Below are 17591 nucleotides of genomic sequence, written 5' to 3' on the forward strand. Positions count from 1 at the left end.
GGTTGTTCAGGAGGTGCGTGGGGTCGGAGATGTGTATAACAGTCAGCCCCGGGCGGCCGGGGTGGTCGCGGGCGCGGCCGGCGTCGGCTCACCGATCATCGGGCCGGGGGCCGTCGTCCGCCCGGCGCGGCCACCCCCGTCGGTGCCGCGCAGGGTGGCGCCGACCGTTCCGGCCGAGCCGAACGAGCCGGTCCCGAACACGCGCATCCCGGCGGTGCTCGCCACCGGCGGCCGCTCCAGGCGGCGCGGGGACTTCGAGTCGAGGACGGAGATGGCGGCGACCATGGTCGGCATCGTCATCTCGGCCGGGGAGGGTTCGGGCGCGCGGGACTGTCGCTGCCGGACCGGGCGATCGCGGCGCGCGAGCAGTTCGGCGACCGTCGTCGCCCCGCTTTCGGATCCCAGGCTGTGGGCACCTGTCGTCACAGGGCGTACCTTCCTCATCACTCGTTCGCTCAATCGCGCGAAAACGACCACCCAGGGGTGAAAGCGCACCACACACCAGCGGCGCGCGCAAGCCCGGCCGGGGCCGGATCACTGTGGCAGGGTGAGCCCGTGGGCGCGCGCATCCGATCCCGGCTGACCGACTGGACCGTCCTCGGCCCGCTCGTGGCGGTCGTCGCGCTGTTGCTGAGCTGGGGCCGGGAACTCCCGTTGCCGCTCGTCATCGTGGTCGCGCTGTGCCTGGCGGCGGCCGTCCTCGCCGCGGTGCACCACGCGGAGGTCGTGGCGCACCGGATCGGTGAACCGTTCGGGTCACTCGTGCTGGCCGTCGCCGTCACGGTGATCGAAGTCGCGTTGATCGTCACTCTGATGGCTGACGGCAACGGGAAGAGCGCCACCCTCGCGCGGGACACGGTGTTCGCCGCCGTGATGATCACCTGCAACGGCATCCTCGGCGTGTCGCTGTTGGTCGGCGCGTTGCGGCACCGGGTCGCGGTGTTCAACGCCGAGGGGGCCGGCGCGGCGCTGGCCACCGTCGCGACGCTGGCCACGCTGAGCCTGGTCCTGCCCGCCTTCACCACCAGCCGCCCCGGGCCGGAGTTCTCCCCGGCGCAGCTGGCGTTCGCGGGCGTGGCGTCGCTCGTGCTGTACGGCCTGTTCGTGGCGATGCAGACCTACCGGCACCGCGACTACTTCCTGCCGGTCAAGCAGGGCGCCGACGAGCACGCCGAGCCGCCCAGTTCCGGCGCTGCCTGGTTCAGCCTGGTCTTCCTGGTGATCGCGCTGGTGGCCGTGGTCGGCGACGCGAAGGTCGTCTCCCCGGCGATCGAGGCGGGGGTGGACAACGCCGGACTGCCGCACGCGGTGGTCGGGGTGGTGATCGCGCTGCTGGTCCTGCTGCCGGAGACCCTCGCCGCGCTGCGGGCCGCCGTGCGCGACCGGATCCAGACCAGCCTCAACCTCGCGCTCGGCTCGGCGATGGCGAGCATCGGGCTCACCATCCCGGCGATCGCGGTGGCGACGATCTGGCTGCCCGGCCCGCTCGTGCTCGGCCTCGGCAGCACCCACCTGGTGCTGCTCGCGCTCACCGTGGTGACCGGCGTGCTGACGGTCGTGCCCGGCCGGGCGACCCCCTTGCAGGGCGGCGTCCACCTCGTCCTGTTCGCGAGTTTCCTCTTCCTGGCCGTCAATCCTTGACCAGGTCTGGTTGAAAGCTGACATGGTAATCGGACATAACGTGAAACGTTTTCTAGTGGCGAGTGCGGTCGCGGTGACCTCGCTCGGCGTCCTGCTCGGCACCGCGGGCACGGCGGCGGCCCAGGACCCGTGGGGCAAGTACCCGACGAAGGCGAAGTGCGCGGCCGTCGGCAAGAAGCACGCGGAGCGGGGTTACGAATGCGTACACCACCCGAAGAGCCCCGCGAACGAGCGGTGGTGGCTCTACGTGATCTGAGTGCCAGCGCTGGCAGCCGTCAGCTCGGTGCGATTCGTGAGCCCGAGTTTCGCGTAGATGCGCGACAGGTGCGTCTTGACTGTGCTGCGGCTCATGAACAACCGCGCCGCGTTCGCGGGGTTGTTCAGCCCTGCGCGCAAGGCGCACCACGCTCTCCTCGGTCGCCGTCAGGCTCGCCCGGCCGCTCGCCGGGCAGCCGCGCGGCGAGCACAGCCGCGCGGTAGGCGCACGTCCCGCTTCGCGCACTCGCGCGCCTGCTCGAGGGCTCGCCGAAAAGCGCGTCCAGGCTGCGCGCGCAACACAGCCCAGCCCGTGTTCGGCGCGGATCGCCAGCCCTCGTGATGCAGATCCTCGGAATCAACCAGGAACGTGGACTGTTCCAGCGCGTCGGCGATCACCTTCGGCATGCCCGCCTGCCGGACGGCGGCGAGGGGGCGCTCGCGCACTGTCACCGCCTCTTCGACCTCGCCGGTCAGCCATAGGGCTTCGGCGAGCCCGACCAGCGCCGCCGGGGTTCTCTCCAGTCGGAACCGGCCGATCCCCTCGGCCGGCGAGCCTGGCCACGGGAGACACCCGATCGCCCGCGAGCCCCGGCACGAACGGCGCCGACTCGGCGCCGTAGGCCAGCCAGACCATCGGATCGAGCGCCGCCCGGGCCTCGTCGAGGTTCCCGGCCGTCCCCTCGACCATCGCGAGGACGCTAGTTGTGGAACCGATCCGGTGGTGGTCCTCCAGCGGCCGGGCGACGCGCACGCCCTCGGGCAGCGGCAGCGTGGTCGTCGCGAGGTGGGCGATGATGCCAGCAATGCGTTCACGCCGTCGTGGACGAACCTGTCGTCGCTCGTCCACGCCCGCTCGGCGAGCTTCATCGCGGTGTCGACGTCGCGAACCAGTTCGCCGAGCGCGCGCAACATGTGGCCAAGCCGTCGTACGAGACGATTTCCAGCGCCGCCTAGGCTAGGCGGCGTCGTAGTCGAGCCCCATCGTGTCGGCGACGAGGGCGAGCCCGGTCAGCAGCCGGGCGTGCGAACTTCGTGCCTGCCGGACCGCGGTCGACGGCCCGTCGCAGCAGTTTGATGCCCTCGTGACTGCGGCCGTTGAGGTGCCACAACCAGGCCAAGCCGGCAGTGAGCCGCTGGCCCGTTCCGGGTCCTCGGCGGCGAGGCCGTGCTCGATCGCGGCGCGCGGGTTTTCCTGTTGCGTCACGACCATCCAGAGGATGGACCGCAAGCCTGCGGCATCGTGTTCACCTCACGCGAGCGAGGGGGCGAACATCGCAATGGGAGACAGGCACGCGCTTATGGGCACAAGGTGACGACCGGCAAAATACGAGGCACGTTCGTTCAAGCTCGGGCAGTCCATGGAGACGTGCGGGTCGATCGATCTCGGACCGTTCTTCAAGCGGACCCACTGGTAGCCAGAGCACAGCTCGTCGAAATGGTCTTCGGGGTGGGGGCTTTTCGGGGCCGATGGCGACCGACGTGCGCTGGTCAGTCGCTGATCATGGGAAGACGACGGAGCCATTCGGCCTCGACCCGATCGGCAGCTGCGCTGGCCGCCTCGTGTTCCCACACGTGCAGGACGGTCCACCCCAGCTCCACGAGCGCGGCATCCTTGACTCGATCGCGGGCGACGTTTTGGCCGAGCTTGACGCGCCACCAGTCGCGGTTGTTGCGCGGCAGCGTGCCGTGATCCGGGCAGCAGTGCCAGAAGCAGCCGTCGACGAAGACGGCGACCTTCGCTCGGGTGAATGCGATGTCCGGCCGACCTGGCAACCTTGGGTGGTTTACCCGGAACCGGAGGCCGCGGCGGTGCAGTTCGCGGCGTAACGTGACCTCGGGTTTGGTGGCTGAGCGCGGTTGGCGGCTCAGCCGCGCGGACGTTGCAGCGTCGAGCGGCACTGGTGGGGCCGCTGTGTGGTCCATGGCCCCGACCCTAGCGACGAGGGCGTGAAACAGGTACTCCGCCGATCAATCAACTCAACACCTGGACGTTTCGTTGGATGTGTTGCCGCCTCGGCACCGACACAGATCGTGCCGGAGGTGAGAACTCTTTCTCCTTTTGCTGACGACCCGGTCCGGGCGGTGAGGACTCGACCGGGCCGTCAGCATTATCTGCACTTCTGGGTCAGAACAGCCTGTTGGAGGACTCGTTGTCACGGGCGGTCGCGCACTGGCGGGCCAATGGACACCCCGCGCACATCGGTGCTTGCTTGTGGCAGTGGAGCTGGCCGACCAGACGCAACGCGGCCATTCGCAGCGGCGCTTTGGAGTCACCTCCTACCAAGCGGGAGAGGTCGACTCTGCCGTCGGTGAGGCTGTTCGCCCGCTCCGAGCTGGTGTTGAGCACGCGTGACGACACGCGGATGACCGGCTGGCTGGTCAACAGGACGTCGTCGCCTGCCAGCAGCCTCAGGAGTGCAGTCTTCCCAGGCGGGAGGCCCAAGGCTTCCGGAATGTCTTGGGGGTGCAGCCAGACCTTCCTGTCGCTCTGCAACTGCCGCATACGCCTGACCGCTGCAGCAGCTCCGCGCGTGACTACTGCTCGCTCGATGAGGTCCACCGCTCGCTTGGTGACCCGCCCCCTCGCGGCCACCTCGCGGAGGCCGGAAGCGTACGCGGCCAGTTCGGTGGGTGACGGGTCCAGCATCGCCGCGACGGCGGCGACGGGCGGGGTCAGCTGGTCTCCGGGAAGCACGCACCAATAGTTTCCGGCACGTCGCTCCTCGGCCCAAGCGGCCAGGTGATTTGCGAGAACGCGCCACCGGTTCTGCCGGGTTTTGTCGGTGACCGGTACCGGGACCAGGGCGGTGGCTGCGGCCTTGCCCAGCATCGGCGGTACGGCGTTGCCGATCTGCTGGAACGCGTGGCTGCGGCTGCCCGCGAAGCGGAAGTCGTCCGGGAACGTCTGGATACGGGCGGCCTCGCGAACGGTGAGTGTGCGGTTCTCGGACGGGTGGATGTACCAGTAGCCGTCCTTCGCGATGTGCGCGGTGATGGAGCGGCTCAGCTCCTGCCAGGCCAACCGCTTGTACTTGTCGTCGAACGTCTCCGCCGTGTACCTGCGCAGGCTCGGGTCGATGTGCGCGTATAGCGTCTTGGACGTCATCGAGGCGAAGATCTTACGGTCGTCGTCGCGAACCGGTCGGGTCATGTGATCCCACACCCTCTGCTCGCCCATGCCGCGTCTCATCGCCTTGGCGAACTCCGACACCTCGCCGGTGGGTGAGTAGGGCAGGTCTCGGCAACCGGTGGTGAGGCCAAGCTCGGGTAGGTCGGCGATGGCGTCCTCCACGGTCACCTCTTTGCCAGGGCTGGGCCAGGTGAAGGTGTCGCTGTCGAGGCGGGCGAGCAGGATCAGGCGCTTGCGGTGCTGGGGAACGCCGTACTGCCGAGCGTCGACCAGTCGGAGGTTGGTCCGGTACCCGACGTCCTCCAGCATCCTCACGATCCGTCGCACGACGTGGAAGTCGTCACCCAAGGCCATGTCAGGGACGTTTTCCATCAGCACCGCACGAGGCTTCACCTTGAGCACGACATCGACGTACGCCCGCCACAGCTCCTTGCGCTCGTCGAACTCGTCGCGCACACCGGCGTCCACCAGACTGCGGATCTTGCTGCGTCCTGCCCTGCTGAACGGTTGGCACGGTGGCCCGCCGGCGATGAGGTCGATGTCGACGCGCTTGAGCATCCTGATCAACGCGGCTCGCTTCTTCGGGGCGCCCAAGTCGATGTCGAGCGCGAGGCCGGGAAAATTCGCCCGGTGGGTCTGCAACGCGAACTTGTTGTGGTCGACCGAGGCCGCGACGGTCCACCCGGCGTCGGTCAAACCCAGGCTCAGACCACCGCCGCCGGAGAACAGGTCGACCGCGAGCCGGGCACCTTTCGCCACTCGTTCGGCGCACCACTGCTCGAAGGTTTCCTCGGTGCACGCGTCCGGGTGCGCCGGCAGCTGCAGGAGATCGCTGCGCTCGAGCTTCACCGCGTAGACCGCCACGTCGCCTCCCGTCCTCCGAACAGAGACCCGTGTAGAACCTGCACCGCCGTAGATCTGGATCTGCTCAACTTCTTCATGCCACTTCCCGGGACCGGTCCGCTCGGCCGCCCGACGCGCTAACGATGAAAACGGAGATGAAGTCGCCTAACAGGCGAGGACGTCGGAAGGAGGAGCCCAGCCCACCGCGCGGACGCGGTCCCAGCACGCGGTCTTCTTCGCCCACTCGGTGACGTTCCCGCCGCTAGGAGGTGAGGTGAGCACTCGGCGCACAGCCTTGGCAACCTCGGGTACCGCCGTGGCGATCGCTTCTGGCAGCGTCTGTTCGCGCCAGAGCCGGTCCAGGTCGAGCCCGCCGAGCGTGTGCACGATCAGCGACACGGTGTGCGCAGCTGTCTGCCCGAGGTAGCCCCCGAAGTTCTGCTTCTGGATGATCGCTCTCACCTGGCGGAACACGATCGCTTTGGCGACCAGGTGGCGGAAGTACACGTCGTCGGGGGCTTCGCGCTCGGCCAAACCCTCGTCCGACGTCCACGTCCGGAAGCACTTCTCGGCGCCCTGGCACACGACTTCAGGTCGGAGCGAGTATGCGTACTCGTACTTCGCGGCGTCGGTCTTGCCGAACCGCTGTCGCACGGGATTCTCGCGGTCGAACTTGCGCCGCGCGGCGACGGTCGTGAACCTGTTCTTCTCGACGTCGTACTGCCCACGCACGCGCTCGTAGTACCAGCGGGTCTGCTCGACGTCGACACCGAGAGGGGTCACCCAGGTGGTGCGGGACCACCGCTCCAACCCGACGTGGAAGCGGCTGTTGCCCTCGAAGTCGGCTGGGGTGACGGCGTTCTGCGAGTTCGCGTAGCGGGAGATCTCCGGGACCATGCTGTCCAGCCGGTCGTCGGGGATCAAGGTGATCTTCGCGGGCACGACGACCTGGGCCAGATCGATCCCCTTGCGCGCAGCGTGGTGCAGCGACGCGGTGGTCTGCCCACCGTTGACGATCTGCAGCTCGGTCAGGGTCCGCAGCACCAGACCGCTCGGCGTCCGTTCGAGGCCTGCTGCACGAGCGGTGGCGGAGACACCGTTGTTGTAGGCCAGGAATCGACCGGGCTGCTCCTTGATCGTCTCCGCGATTCCCTTGTTGACCTTTCCCCTGGCCTGCAGGTAGGCGCGCACGTTGCGCTGGAGCAGGCGGCTGTGGTACTCGTCGTACAAATCGGCGAGTAGCTTCCCCGGCAGCATCGCCATCAGGCAGCGGTACCCGTCGGCCTGCTCAGGTGACTCCAGGCATTGCACCTCGTACCCCATCTTCACGACGTCGATGAGGATGTCCTCTTGGTCGGCGCTCGAACTGATCAGCTTGTGGAGGCGGTTGACGTCCCACACGTTCACCCGGGTCGGGAGACCAGCGACGGTGACCTCTTCCGCTCGACGCAACCCCGTCTTCCCGTCGGTGAAGACGAAAATCTTGATCATCTGGAACTGGGGCCACGCACTGTGGATGTGCTCGACCATGTCGTAAGCCGGGCTCGACCGCTCGAGCTGCTCGTGCAGTCCGCTGCGGCAGAACTCCGCGAACGCGCCTACGCGACGCACCAGCTGGGTGAGCCGCTCGCGCTTGAGGGGCTCGGCGTTCAAGCCGTAATCGGCCGTGACGAGGTGCAGGATCGAGCCGTCTCCCGTGATGTCGTACCCGGCGACCTCGACCCGACGGCTCTGCCAGGGCACGAACAGGTAGCAGGTGTTCAGGTCGTCCAGCGCCCCGTCGTCGATCAGGTGCTCGCCGACCAAGGTCACGAAAGCGTCCCGTGCCATCAGCTCGGGCTCGGCCTGGACCCGATCCTCCACCCTGCGCCGCAGCTCTGCTGCGAAGGCAGCGAGTTCGCTGTCCGTCACGTCGTCCCCCTGGTTCGGTGTCGTTCAATCACGAGTTCTGACTTGCCGCGCGCTATTCGCGCGAGAGCGGCCAGCCTCGGCCGCAGCGGTTCCGGAGGCACGACCGCGGCTCCGGGGCGGTCTTCGCCCCAAGCGGATCGCTGCGTGAGCGGGACCTCGACGAGTACCCGGGCCAGTGCGGCGCTCTCCGCCATGTCCAGGCCGTCGAGCCCGAGCCAGCCACCGCGCGAGAGATATCGGCCGTCGCATCGCACGTAGAAACCCTGGGAGGCCCGCCAGTCGACCGGGTCGCCGACCGAGTCCACGTCGCCCGCGCGCAGTAGGTCCGGGTGGGGGAGGACACGAGGACTGGCGACGACCGAGAAACCCGCGCCGGTCACCTGCTCCTCCCCGAGGTGTTGACCGGCAGGGTTGCTCCACAGGAACGGGTCTTTGGAAGTCACCGCGCATCCGTTGACGTCGATGTCGACCCTGCGCTCCAACAACTCTCCGAACACCACGCCCAGGTCTCGGAGGCACTGGTCGAGGATCGTGCCGAGGTGTGCTCGTGCGACTTGCGGACGTGGGACGCGGAGCAGAACCACCGACCAGTGGTTCACCTCACGCTCGGCCAGCAGTCCTGCAGGGAGCCTCCGGAAAGTGCGATGCAACCACCACGTGTCGGTGTCCACTGCGGAGGTGAGCACCAGGCAGGCCGGGGACGCGTGCGACTCCCAAGTGGTGACCTCGTCGTACAGGGAAGCGGCGACACCGAGGGCCACCGATCCGCGCGAAACCTCGTGTTCCTCGGCGAGCGTCGAGCGCAACGTGTATCCGGCGAAGGCTTCACCGTCGTGGACGAGCGCAAGCCTGGAACTCGTGCCGGAGCCAGCGCTCCTGATGCGGATGTGGCGGGCACCGGATTCCAGAGCGCGGTCCACCAAGGCGATCAGCAGGTGCCCGACGGCGCTGTTTCCGCCTGCGGCGCCGAGCCGCTCAACGAGACCCGATCCCGTGGCGATCTCCGTGCCGGCCGGGCGTCTGTCGTCGATCGGTCTGCGCACGACGTTCGGCCGACGGGTCGGACGTTTGGGTGGGGGAGTGGGAACGGGATCCGCACCGCCGGCGACCAGCCCCACGATCGCGAGCTTGTCGCGCAGGTTGCCCTTCGCCTTGCTCTCGATTTGCCGCACCCGTTCGCGGGTGACCGAAAAGCGCTCACCGATCTTCTCCAAGGTGAGGTCGTCACCACCGTCGAAGCCGAACCGCAGCCTGAGCACTTCGGCTTCACGTTCCTTCAACAGTGACAAGGCTTCTCGCACGAGTTGGGCACCGAGTTCGTGGTCCAGCACGTAGTCGGGGTTCGAGTGGTGTTCGAGCGGAGCGGGGATCAGCTCCGCGAACGAGCTCTCGCCCACGCCCAGGGGTGTGTCCAGGCTGATCACACCCTTGGACAATCGCAAGCAGTCCACCACCTTCTCCCAGGAAAACCCGGTGCGTCTGGCGATCTCCGCGATTGGAGCGTCTTCCTGCTCGAACAGCAGCCTGTTCCGGACGCTGCGAACCTTGCGGATTTCCTCGTACTTGTGGATCGGCAGCCGGACCGTCGTGCCCTCGTCGGGAACCGCCCGGCCCATGTGCTGGTTGATCCAGTGCATCGCGTAGGTGGAAAACTTCAGCCCTCGGGAACCGTCCCACTTCTCGATCGCTCGCATCAGACCCAAAACCCCGTGTTGGTACAGGTCCTCGTGGTCGAGACCGGCACCGAGGTACTTCGTGATGCAGGACCCCACGAGGCCGGTGTTGTGCAGCACCATGGCGTCGAACGCCTTCGCCCGCTCGTCGTCGCTGCGCAGCGTCGAGCGAAAACCTCTGGGAAGTTCCTCCGCGAGGTCTCCACCGGGGAGCCGCATCAGCTGCGCCAACCCGACCTCCTCCTGGGCTGTCAGTAGGCGTTTGGCGCGGTCTTTGCTCCGCATCGTAACGGCGAGCACGGCACGGGCACTGTCGACGGTTGATCGGCCGGGCGGTGGCAACTGTTCGGGTGCGGCAGGAGGAGGAGCGGGGAGCGTGGTGGACACCACCTCCACCCACTCGTCGCCGGCTGTCTTGCGCGTGCGGTCGTCCACCAAGGCGAACGGGAGCCCGCTCAATGCAGTGGGTCGTCCCATACCGGAGTAGGAGAGAAACAACTCCGAGCGCGTCGTCGGGCCGAGCACCCGCAACGCGTTCTCGAACCGGAAGCGGTCCTCCACTTGGTCGAGTCCCGCCAGCACGACGTGGTCGAACCGCATCCCGACCGCGCTGACCCAGGTCAGCACCTTGACTCCCGGATCGGATGCGGTAACCATGGCGTGTTGTGGGACGTTGGCACCGGACAAGTGCCACTGCGTCGTACCGTCGAACAGGTCGCCGATCCTGTCCTTGAAGACGTGGACCATTTCCCTGGTCGGCAGGAGCACGCCGATCCGCAGGTCGCGGTGCGCCGTCGCCTGCTCCACGACGAACCGAATTTCCTCGTCGACGTCCTCGTGGTCGACAAGCGCTGGCCGCGGACCTTCACGACGGGAGACGTCTGCGAGGAAGGATCCATCGCCGAGGTGCTCGAGCAACTGGGCGATCTGCGCGGTGCCGCCGTCGACGTCGTGCGAAGTCGTGGCTGCGCCGGAGCCGAGGAGGGCGGTGAGGTCGTCCAGGGGCGTACCGGAGTCGCCGACCGTCTGCACGGGATCGACGTACACCGTCGCTTCGATGTTCAGCAGCCGGAGCACCGTGTAGAAGTCGGATGGCAGCTGCTGCCCTTGGACGACGATGACATGCCGTCGGTCCAGCGGCCGGACGTAGCGGGCCCGGAGGTGCCGCTTGAACTCCCAGAAGTCGACGTCGTAATCGTCCGTTTCCGGTGGCCTGACTCGCAGCACGGTGCGCCACACGTTGGCGAAGTAGGAGTGGTAGGTCATGACCGCGTCACCACGGCTCTCGAACGGCATCATCGCGCGGATGCGGCGTGCCAGCACGCTGGACCGGGTGATGACGTGAAGTTCCTTGCCGCGCGCCCGCAAGCGGCGGTAGGCGGCGACCGCTTGGCTCGCTTGATCGACCGCGGGCGCGGCGGCCACCACGGTGTGACAAGGTGCCTCGTGAACCAGGGCGCGTAACGCGGCGCTCACAGCGCGCTCCCCGGGACACTGTCGACCATCGCCGCCAGGTCCTTGAAGAAACCGAACTCCGGGTCGAGCAGCAGACGCCGGTCCAGCAGCCTGTTCATCACCTCGCAGCTCGTCTCTGGAGTCAACGAGCACGCGTGGCACGCCGCCAGGGACAACCCGTCCGGCCCCTGGCCGGGGTGGTCCGCGCACACGGGGTCGAACGAGCACCACCGGGCCGAGGTGATCGACATGTCGAGGAGCCGGCCCAGCCGGGGGAACTCGCCCATCCTGACAAGGCCGCCGAGAGTGCCCTCCGAGTCACCAGCCGCGGTGTAGACCAGTACCCCGGCCATGGCGGGGCCTTTGTCGCTCTTCGTCACGTACAGGCGCTCGCGCAAGGCGGAAGTCGAGTAGCCAGCTTCGAAGGCGGTGTTGCGCAGGAGCAAGTGCGCGAAGGTGTGCAGGAGCACGTAGCGCGGTGTCGGTTCGGGAAGCCACTTGGCTCCCTTGTTTTCGTGCCGTTCCACCAGCTTCCGGCACCGGTCGACCACTGGGCCTGATCGTTCCCAGCGGACGAGGGCTTCCTCGTCGAACCTGAGGAAGAAACCCTCGCCGAACACCTCGATCGCCGGCAGGAAGTCACCGTCGGAACTCAGGTTCGAGGGCACCTTCTCCTGCATCGTGTGGCGCTCGAAGTGCGTCAGCACCCGAACTTCGCGAAGGCGGTCCACCAACACGACGTCGGCGATCAGCTCCCGCCAGCCGCTCGTCTTCCCTCCGGCGTCACCCAGCGGTCGATCGGCTCGGCGCGAGATGAAGTGATCCCGGTGGTCGTGGTCCTCCTGAGGGTTGATCAGGGCCGCCCACTCGTCCGGACGGATGTTCTCCGGACCACCGTCCATGGGGACGCGCGGGTCACCCACCTCACGGGCCAGTGCCGCCTCGACCTCGGCGACGGAGAGCCCGTACTCGTCGGCAGCGACTTCGATCATCTGCTTGGCCAACTTGTAGCTGGGTTGGCCGACCAGGAACTTGAACTCGCTGCTCCTCTTCAGCGTCGCTAGTGGGTCGCTGACCGTGCTCCACGCCGACTCCGGCGGAATGTCGATGGCGCTCTCCACGGTGGGGAAGTACACGCTCGACGCCCCGCGTTGCATCGCCACCACCTGCTCGGAGCACACCGCAGCATCCCTCTGGTCCTGCCACGGCTGCCTCCCCGAGCACTTGCTGCCGATCTGCGTCAGTCCGATCCTGGTGGTCAGACCGTCCAAGGACCTCTCACCACCGCACGTCCCGCAGCGCACGAGGAGCGAGTTCAGGCCACCACCGACGTCGGCCTTGCTCAGGAACTTCAGGTCCGGCCGCTGGCACTGGTTCTGACTCCGGTTGCGGCGAACCGCGGAGTGCGCCCAGCGGACCCAGTCCACGTCCGACAGGTGCCCGTTGGCGCACACCGCAACGAACCGCATCGGGATGAGCTGCTTGTGGCTGGGGCAGTGTTCGCAGGAGGGAGCGGTGTTGGCGACCTCTTTTTTGTACGACCACCGGCTCATGCGCCGGCAGCTTGGGCAGAACAGCCACTGGGGGAAGCGGTAGTAGGGGATGGGCCAGCGAGGTGAGGGCGCCGCGAGCGAGTCCACCTTCAGGTAGGAAGCCAAGCGTGGGAAGTCGATGGGCACGTGCGGGCCGCGCCACTTCCCGGCGTCCTCCACCACGAACGACTCACCGACGAGGTCGATGATCGCTCCAGGGCCGAAAGGACTGATGATTTGCGAACGCCGAACCTTGCGGACCGTCACTTCCTGGCCCCCCTCACTTCCACTTGGACCTCCACGTCGACGCTGCGCATCGAGTCGAGCGTGGCCCAGCCGTCGCCCCGGTCTGTGAAACGCTTGAGCAGCCTGGGACGCTCGCGCCCGCCCTGGCTGTAGCGCAGGCCGCCGGCTGGCTCCGCATCCACTGCCCGCTTCACCCATGTTTCGATGAGGTCGTTCAAGTGGGTCTCGACCCGCTCCAGCTCAGTCGCGTCGGCTCGTTCGACTCGGCCGAGGAACCTCTTGACGAGCACGGCGAACCGCTCGTCGTCGGGGTCGAACGACGCGGCCTCCTGGTCACCCGCCAGACCGAGCGCGTGGCGCACAAGCACGACCAAGTCCGCGTGGAGGGCGCGCAGGCGTGCCGGTACCGAGAACGGCGTCACCGAACTCGGCTCAACCGAGCGGTAGAGGCTCGCGTGGTAGGGGGTGAACGACTCGTAGTGCGACCGGTCTCGCGGCTTGGACGGTGAGTAGACCACCACCACGAGGCCAGGGCGGTCGGCGCTCCGCCCCACGCGGCTGGTGGCCTGGATGTACTCGGCGGTCGTCTTCGGCTGGCCGACGACGGTCATTACGCCGAGCCGTCCGACATCGACGCCGACGGAGATCATGTTCGTGCTGGCGAGGAAGGCGACGCCGTCTGGAGCGTCGTGCGGTTTCTTGAGCCGCTCCAGGCGTTGCGGGATCTGTGCTGATGCCACGTTGCTGGTCAGCTCGACCACATTGTCGTCGTCGAGGTGCCGCACGTGGTCCTCGGCCTGTGCAATCACCTTCAACCGCGACGGGATGTCGTCGGAGGCAAGGTTGATCGTCTTGCCCAGCTCGCGCAGGCTGTTGTGGTAGACGACGAGCGTCGAATATGCGTCCTTGGCCGCGGGCGTCAGGTCGACTTCGAGCGGTGCCTGCAACTGCGCCGCGGTGACGTGGATGAGCGCGGTGAGCGGTGTGTGCCCTTGGGGCATGACCCCCATGTAGGCACGGCCGGGTCGTTCGCGGTCGGTGCGCACGAAGTAGGAGTCGGCCGCATCGACGCCCGCTGGCGGGAACAGCGCAACAGGCCGTCCGAGGACACTCCTGGTCTGTTCGTCGGCCCGGCGGATGGTGGCCGTAGCGGCGACGATCTTGGGCTTGGCGCCCCGATGCGCCATCAGCACGTCGAAGGCCGCTTCGTAGAGGCCAACGATGGTCCCGAGCGGGCCGGAGATGAGGTGGAACTCGTCTTGAATGATCAGTGACGGCCCTGGGTAGGGACCCGCGCCGAAGAACACGCCGGTGTCCTCTTTCCAGACCGTGCGGGCGAACTTGTCGACCGTGCCGACCAGCATGGTGGGTGGGTTCAGGTAGAGGTCTTCGTCCACGGACGACATGGGCAGCTCGGTGCGGAAAGGACACTTGTCGTTCACGCACCGCACCCGGAAGGAGTTGTTGGTCGCCGAGATGCCCCATCGCTGCTCGTCGTCCGCGCTGCCTGGCGCGATTCTGGTACCGCACCACGGGCAGGACTCGATCTGGAAGCCCTGGTCGGTCGCGGCGCCGTCACGTAGCTGCGCGAGCAACCGGCGGGCCTCCGCGAAGCTGTTGGGGCTGTTCTCACCGCCGACCCACAGGCCGATCGACACGGGACGGCTGCCGAGCTGCCCCCGGTGGTCGGGGTGGTCTTGGCGTACCCGTTCGCAGGCGGCGATCATGGTTGCGGCGCGCTGGAACTGCTGGCTGGTGAGCAGGCGCAGGGTGTACCTGGTGATGACCGTCGTACCCGCTCCTGCGTCACCCCCGGTCAGCCGCCGGTGGAGGATGGTGAACGCGGCGAGCCCCAGGTACGCCTCGGTCTTGCCTCCGCCGGTGGGGAACCAGATGAGGTCGACCAAGTCCCGGTCCTCGACCTCTTGGACCACGCCCTTAACCGTCATCAACAGGAAGCCGAGTTGGAACGGGCGCCAGGTGTAGTCGAGCGTGTCGTAGTCGACCGCCGGGTCCGGTGCCTCCGAGGGGGCGTGCGGCGAGCCACCGAGGTGCGGTTGGCTGTGCGCCATCTGCATGGCCATCACGCGGTTCGCCAACGCGAAAGCCTTGAGCGCGTCCTGGTCCTCGCGCAGGAAGTCGAGACCGGCGAGCATGCGGTCCCTGGCACGTGTCGCGCGATCGCGCAAGCGCTGGGCGGCGGGGTAGAGCCGCTGGTCGAGGCTCGCTGATGCGGCCTCCCAGGTTCTCGTGATCCATTCCGAGTACCGGTCGACGAAGCCGGTCAGGGCCGCGAACACGGGCTCGGGGTCGGTGACGATCGCGGCGAGGCCGTTCAGGCGGATGGCGTCGGCCACTTCGGGTAGGTCGAAGTCGACGTCGGGCACGACGTGCACGGGGAGGAACGACGTGCCGACCCAGGAGGGCCGGTCGCCGGTGGTGTCCCAGCGGGCTGCCGTTCCGTGACCGACGGCGTACACCGGCACGTCGCGGTACTGAAGTTCGAGTTCTTCCGCCTCTTCGTCACTGTGTGCCCGCGCCTGCGCCGGATAGCGGATGAGAGCGCCCTCCGCGACCGAGCAGCGCAGGTCGACCTGGAAGAGGCAGTCCTCCGGGTTCACCGCTCGGCGCTCCTCCTGCACCTTGCGGTTGACCAAGACGACGGTGACGATCACCCCGTCGGTGTGCGGGCGCCAGGTGACCTCGACGCTGGCCGCCTCGTTCCAGAGCTTCTTCCCCCGGCTCGTCCCGGAGGGTGGGGGGTCGATCCGAAGCGCCTGTTCTCCCCTGAGTTCGAGCGGTTCGCGTCGCCACTCGTCGGCTGAGGTGGCCCGGTACCGCGCTGCTCGCACCTCCACCACGATCGCGGACCGCTCTGTGGTCATGAAGCTGATGCCTGCCGAACTCGGCCGGCTTTGTCCCGCCAGCGTGATGGGGTCCTCGTCGTCGTCATCGGGTAGTGCGCCCGCGCGGTCGTCGACTTCCTCTGCATCATCGTTGGGGGCGCTCGCGTCGGCTGGGGGCGGGACGAGCGACATCGGGTACAGCACCGCGGTCAGGTACCGGTGCTGCGGAGCCTTCTCGTACAGGACCTCGTCGTCACCGTCGACCGGACCGACCAGCTGGTCGTGCAGGTAGTCGAGCACTCGGTCCCGGTCCGGGAACCCCGTGGCCTGCGCCTCCGTCACCCCTCCACCCCCAATGCCTCCGGCTTGACCACCCACAGCGCGGCCTTGGCGCGGGTCATGCCCACGTACAGCTGGGCGCGCGCTGCCTGTTCGTCCGCCGCCTCGTCCACCTCCAGGAAGACGTACCGGCTCTCCAGTCCCTTGAAGTCGGCGACCTGCGCGAACCCGACGCGTCCACGGCCGGGTCGGCGCATGCGCATCAGGTCCAGCACGTCGACACGCTCGAGCCACTCGACGGGTAGTTCGACGAAGATCGAGGCGGCCAGATCGTGCGGTGAGAGCAGCACGACCTGTTCGAGTGGCACGCCGTGTTCTTCCAGTTCGACCAAGGCCGCTGCCACCGTGCTGATTGTCTTCTCGCGGTTCTCCTCGACCACCACGACCTCCCGGCCGTGACCGGCCGTGGTCACTCCCAAGTCGGCCCCGGTTCGCTCCTGGGTGGCTCGAACGATCTCGATGGTGTTCCGGCAGTTGTCCATCAGGTCGACGAAAGTGGGACGGTGCGAGTCCAGCCTGACCTTCGCATCGTCCTCGTAGCGTCCGACCAGCCCTCGTTGGTTGTTGGAGTCCAGGAAGAAGGCCCAGCGGCCATCGGCCAACCCGCCTACCAGCAGGGTGTCCAGCACGTCGAGGTCGTGCCCGTTGATGACGTCCTGCGCCTCGTCCACCACAACGACGTCGAAGGTGGTCGCGTCGAAAGCGGGCACCTCGTCGAACGGGACCACGGTGATGCCTTCCAGGTCCTGCTGCGATCGGATGAAGGCCGCAAGGACGTGGCTGCGGCAGGTCAGCAGGATGCGTTCACCGGAACCCCGGGCACGTCGGCACATCTCGACCGCCAGCATGGTCTTGCCCGTCCCGGCACCGCCTTCGAACACCAAGCGCGGATTCCTGCGGTGTTGGTCGAGTGCCTTGTACTGGCCCTTCGTGAGGGCGACGAGTTCTTTCTCCACCATGTCGTCGAGACGGCGTAGGGACAGCACGCGATCGAAGTCGGGGCGGAGGACGTTGAGGTAGCGCTCGACCTCATCGGCGGACAGAGAACCCCGGCCGCCAGGCTTGCCCTCCCAGAACGCGCCCAGCCGATCGAGGCAGTCCGCCCACCCCTCGGAGTCCAAGCGGATGGAGTTGATCACCATTTCGGGGGTCCACTCCACGCTGACCGCATCGAACTCGCTGTCCGGGAAAACGACGCCATACCCGAACACCGTGCGCTCGACCAACTCCGGATCGGCGGTGGTGCGGCGGAGGACGTTCGTCAAGGCGAACATGCTCGTCCGAGCCTGGTCGAGCGGGCTTTCCTTGAGCCGGTGCCGCTTGCCCTTGAGGTCACGCGTGTGCCAAACGTCCTTCTTCAGGAATATCTCGCCTCCTTTGACCTCCAGCACCAGCAAGCCGCGTTCGCCCAGCAAGAGGAAATCGATCTCGCAGACCCTCTTGCGGTCGTGTTCGGGCAGGTTGGTGCTGTGCATGGCGTATTCCCACCCGGCGACTTCGAGTGCGGCCAGCTCCGAGAAAATGTCCTGTTCTGCCCGACTGGCACCGGGATGCACCGAATCTGGGATCATGCGCACGGTGACCTGCCTGCGTTGCTCCGAGTGGGTGAGGTGGTCGAAAGCTTGTTCGAGAAGTTCAGCGGAGTCCCCCTTGGATCACCAGAGCAGCTGTGCGCGAACGATCCATCGTTGGCTCGGGCGACATGGTTACATGACAC

General features: G+C 67.4%; 14 protein-coding genes. 4 read left to right on the plus strand and 10 right to left on the minus strand.

The genetic code is table 11. From position 1 onward, the window contains the following. Window positions 1–42: 42 nt before the first annotated feature. A complete protein-coding gene (locus D0D28_RS01135) occupies window positions 43–426 on the minus strand; it encodes a hypothetical protein (protein WP_116109369.1) in 384 nt (127 codons plus the stop codon). Window positions 427–555: 129 nt separating this feature from the next. Here D0D28_RS01135 and D0D28_RS01140 point away from each other — a divergent pair, with 129 nt between their 5' ends. Together D0D28_RS01140 and D0D28_RS01145 are read left to right on the plus strand one after the other, a co-directional pair. After that, complete coding sequence (locus D0D28_RS01140) at window positions 556–1641, plus strand: calcium:proton antiporter (RefSeq protein WP_116109372.1); 1086 nt, start codon at window positions 556–558, stop codon at window positions 1639–1641. A 55-nt stretch (window positions 1642–1696) separates the two neighbouring features. Then, complete coding sequence (locus D0D28_RS01145) at window positions 1697–1897, plus strand: hypothetical protein (protein ID WP_094004480.1); 201 nt, start codon at window positions 1697–1699, stop codon at window positions 1895–1897. On the opposite strand, the gene D0D28_RS37550 is transcribed toward D0D28_RS01145, so the two are convergent. Then, window positions 1885–2037: a LuxR C-terminal-related transcriptional regulator gene (locus tag D0D28_RS37550; protein ID WP_116109375.1), complete on the minus strand. Its 153-nt coding sequence runs from the start codon at window positions 2035–2037 to the stop codon at window positions 1885–1887. The two genes, D0D28_RS01145 and D0D28_RS37550, sit on opposite strands and share 13 nt — an antisense overlap. 198 nt (window positions 2038–2235) lie before the next feature. Between D0D28_RS37550 and D0D28_RS35450 the strand changes: the two genes are divergently transcribed. Both D0D28_RS35450 and D0D28_RS37245 read left to right on the plus strand, forming a co-directional pair. Further along, window positions 2236–2379, plus strand: coding sequence for a hypothetical protein (locus D0D28_RS35450; protein ID WP_162830954.1), 144 nt, complete (start codon window positions 2236–2238; stop codon window positions 2377–2379). A 339-nt stretch (window positions 2380–2718) separates the two neighbouring features. Then, window positions 2719–2853 carry a hypothetical protein gene (locus D0D28_RS37245; RefSeq protein WP_275895878.1) on the plus strand — a complete coding sequence of 45 codons (135 nt, stop codon included), beginning with the start codon at window positions 2719–2721 and terminating at the stop codon, window positions 2851–2853. A 1-nt stretch (window position 2854) separates the two neighbouring features. Here the strand turns inward: D0D28_RS37245 and D0D28_RS01155 are convergent, their stop codons facing one another. From D0D28_RS01155 to D0D28_RS01190, 8 genes are all read right to left on the minus strand, one after another. Further along, entirely contained in the window at window positions 2855–3103 is a 249-nt protein-coding gene (locus tag D0D28_RS01155) for a hypothetical protein (protein ID WP_162830955.1), read from the minus strand. Between the two features lie 284 nt (window positions 3104–3387). Further along, window positions 3388–3822, minus strand: coding sequence for a very short patch repair endonuclease (locus D0D28_RS01160; RefSeq protein ID WP_116109381.1), 435 nt, complete (start codon window positions 3820–3822; stop codon window positions 3388–3390). A 202-nt stretch (window positions 3823–4024) separates the two neighbouring features. Further along, window positions 4025–5893 (minus strand): DNA cytosine methyltransferase, encoded by a 1869-nt coding sequence (locus D0D28_RS01165; RefSeq protein WP_205413159.1) that lies wholly within the window; start codon window positions 5891–5893, stop codon window positions 4025–4027. Window positions 5894–6037: 144 nt separating this feature from the next. Beyond that, window positions 6038–7735: an AIPR family protein gene (locus D0D28_RS01170; RefSeq protein ID WP_205413160.1), complete on the minus strand. Its 1698-nt coding sequence runs from the start codon at window positions 7733–7735 to the stop codon at window positions 6038–6040. 44 nt (window positions 7736–7779) lie between these two features. Then, window positions 7780–10932, minus strand: coding sequence for a sigma-70 family RNA polymerase sigma factor (locus D0D28_RS01175; RefSeq protein ID WP_162830956.1), 3153 nt, complete (start codon window positions 10930–10932; stop codon window positions 7780–7782). After that, on the minus strand, window positions 10929–12710 hold the full coding sequence (gene drmB / locus D0D28_RS01180) for a DrmB family protein (RefSeq protein ID WP_116109386.1): 1782 nt from the start codon (window positions 12708–12710) through the stop codon (window positions 10929–10931). The genes D0D28_RS01175 and drmB overlap by 4 nt, the downstream gene beginning before the upstream one ends. Further along, a complete protein-coding gene (locus tag D0D28_RS01185; protein ID WP_116109389.1) occupies window positions 12707–15877 on the minus strand; it encodes a helicase-related protein in 3171 nt (1056 codons plus the stop codon). The genes drmB and D0D28_RS01185 overlap by 4 nt, the downstream gene beginning before the upstream one ends. After that, window positions 15874–17445: a nuclease-related domain-containing DEAD/DEAH box helicase gene (locus tag D0D28_RS01190; protein WP_116109391.1), complete on the minus strand. Its 1572-nt coding sequence runs from the start codon at window positions 17443–17445 to the stop codon at window positions 15874–15876. Before D0D28_RS01190 ends, D0D28_RS01185 begins: the two co-directional genes overlap by 4 nt. Window positions 17446–17591 lie beyond the last annotated feature (146 nt).

This window comes from Amycolatopsis ruanii (genome assembly GCF_003385175.1).
Classification (GTDB): Bacteria; Actinomycetota; Actinomycetes; order Mycobacteriales; family Pseudonocardiaceae; genus Amycolatopsis_E; species Amycolatopsis_E thermalba.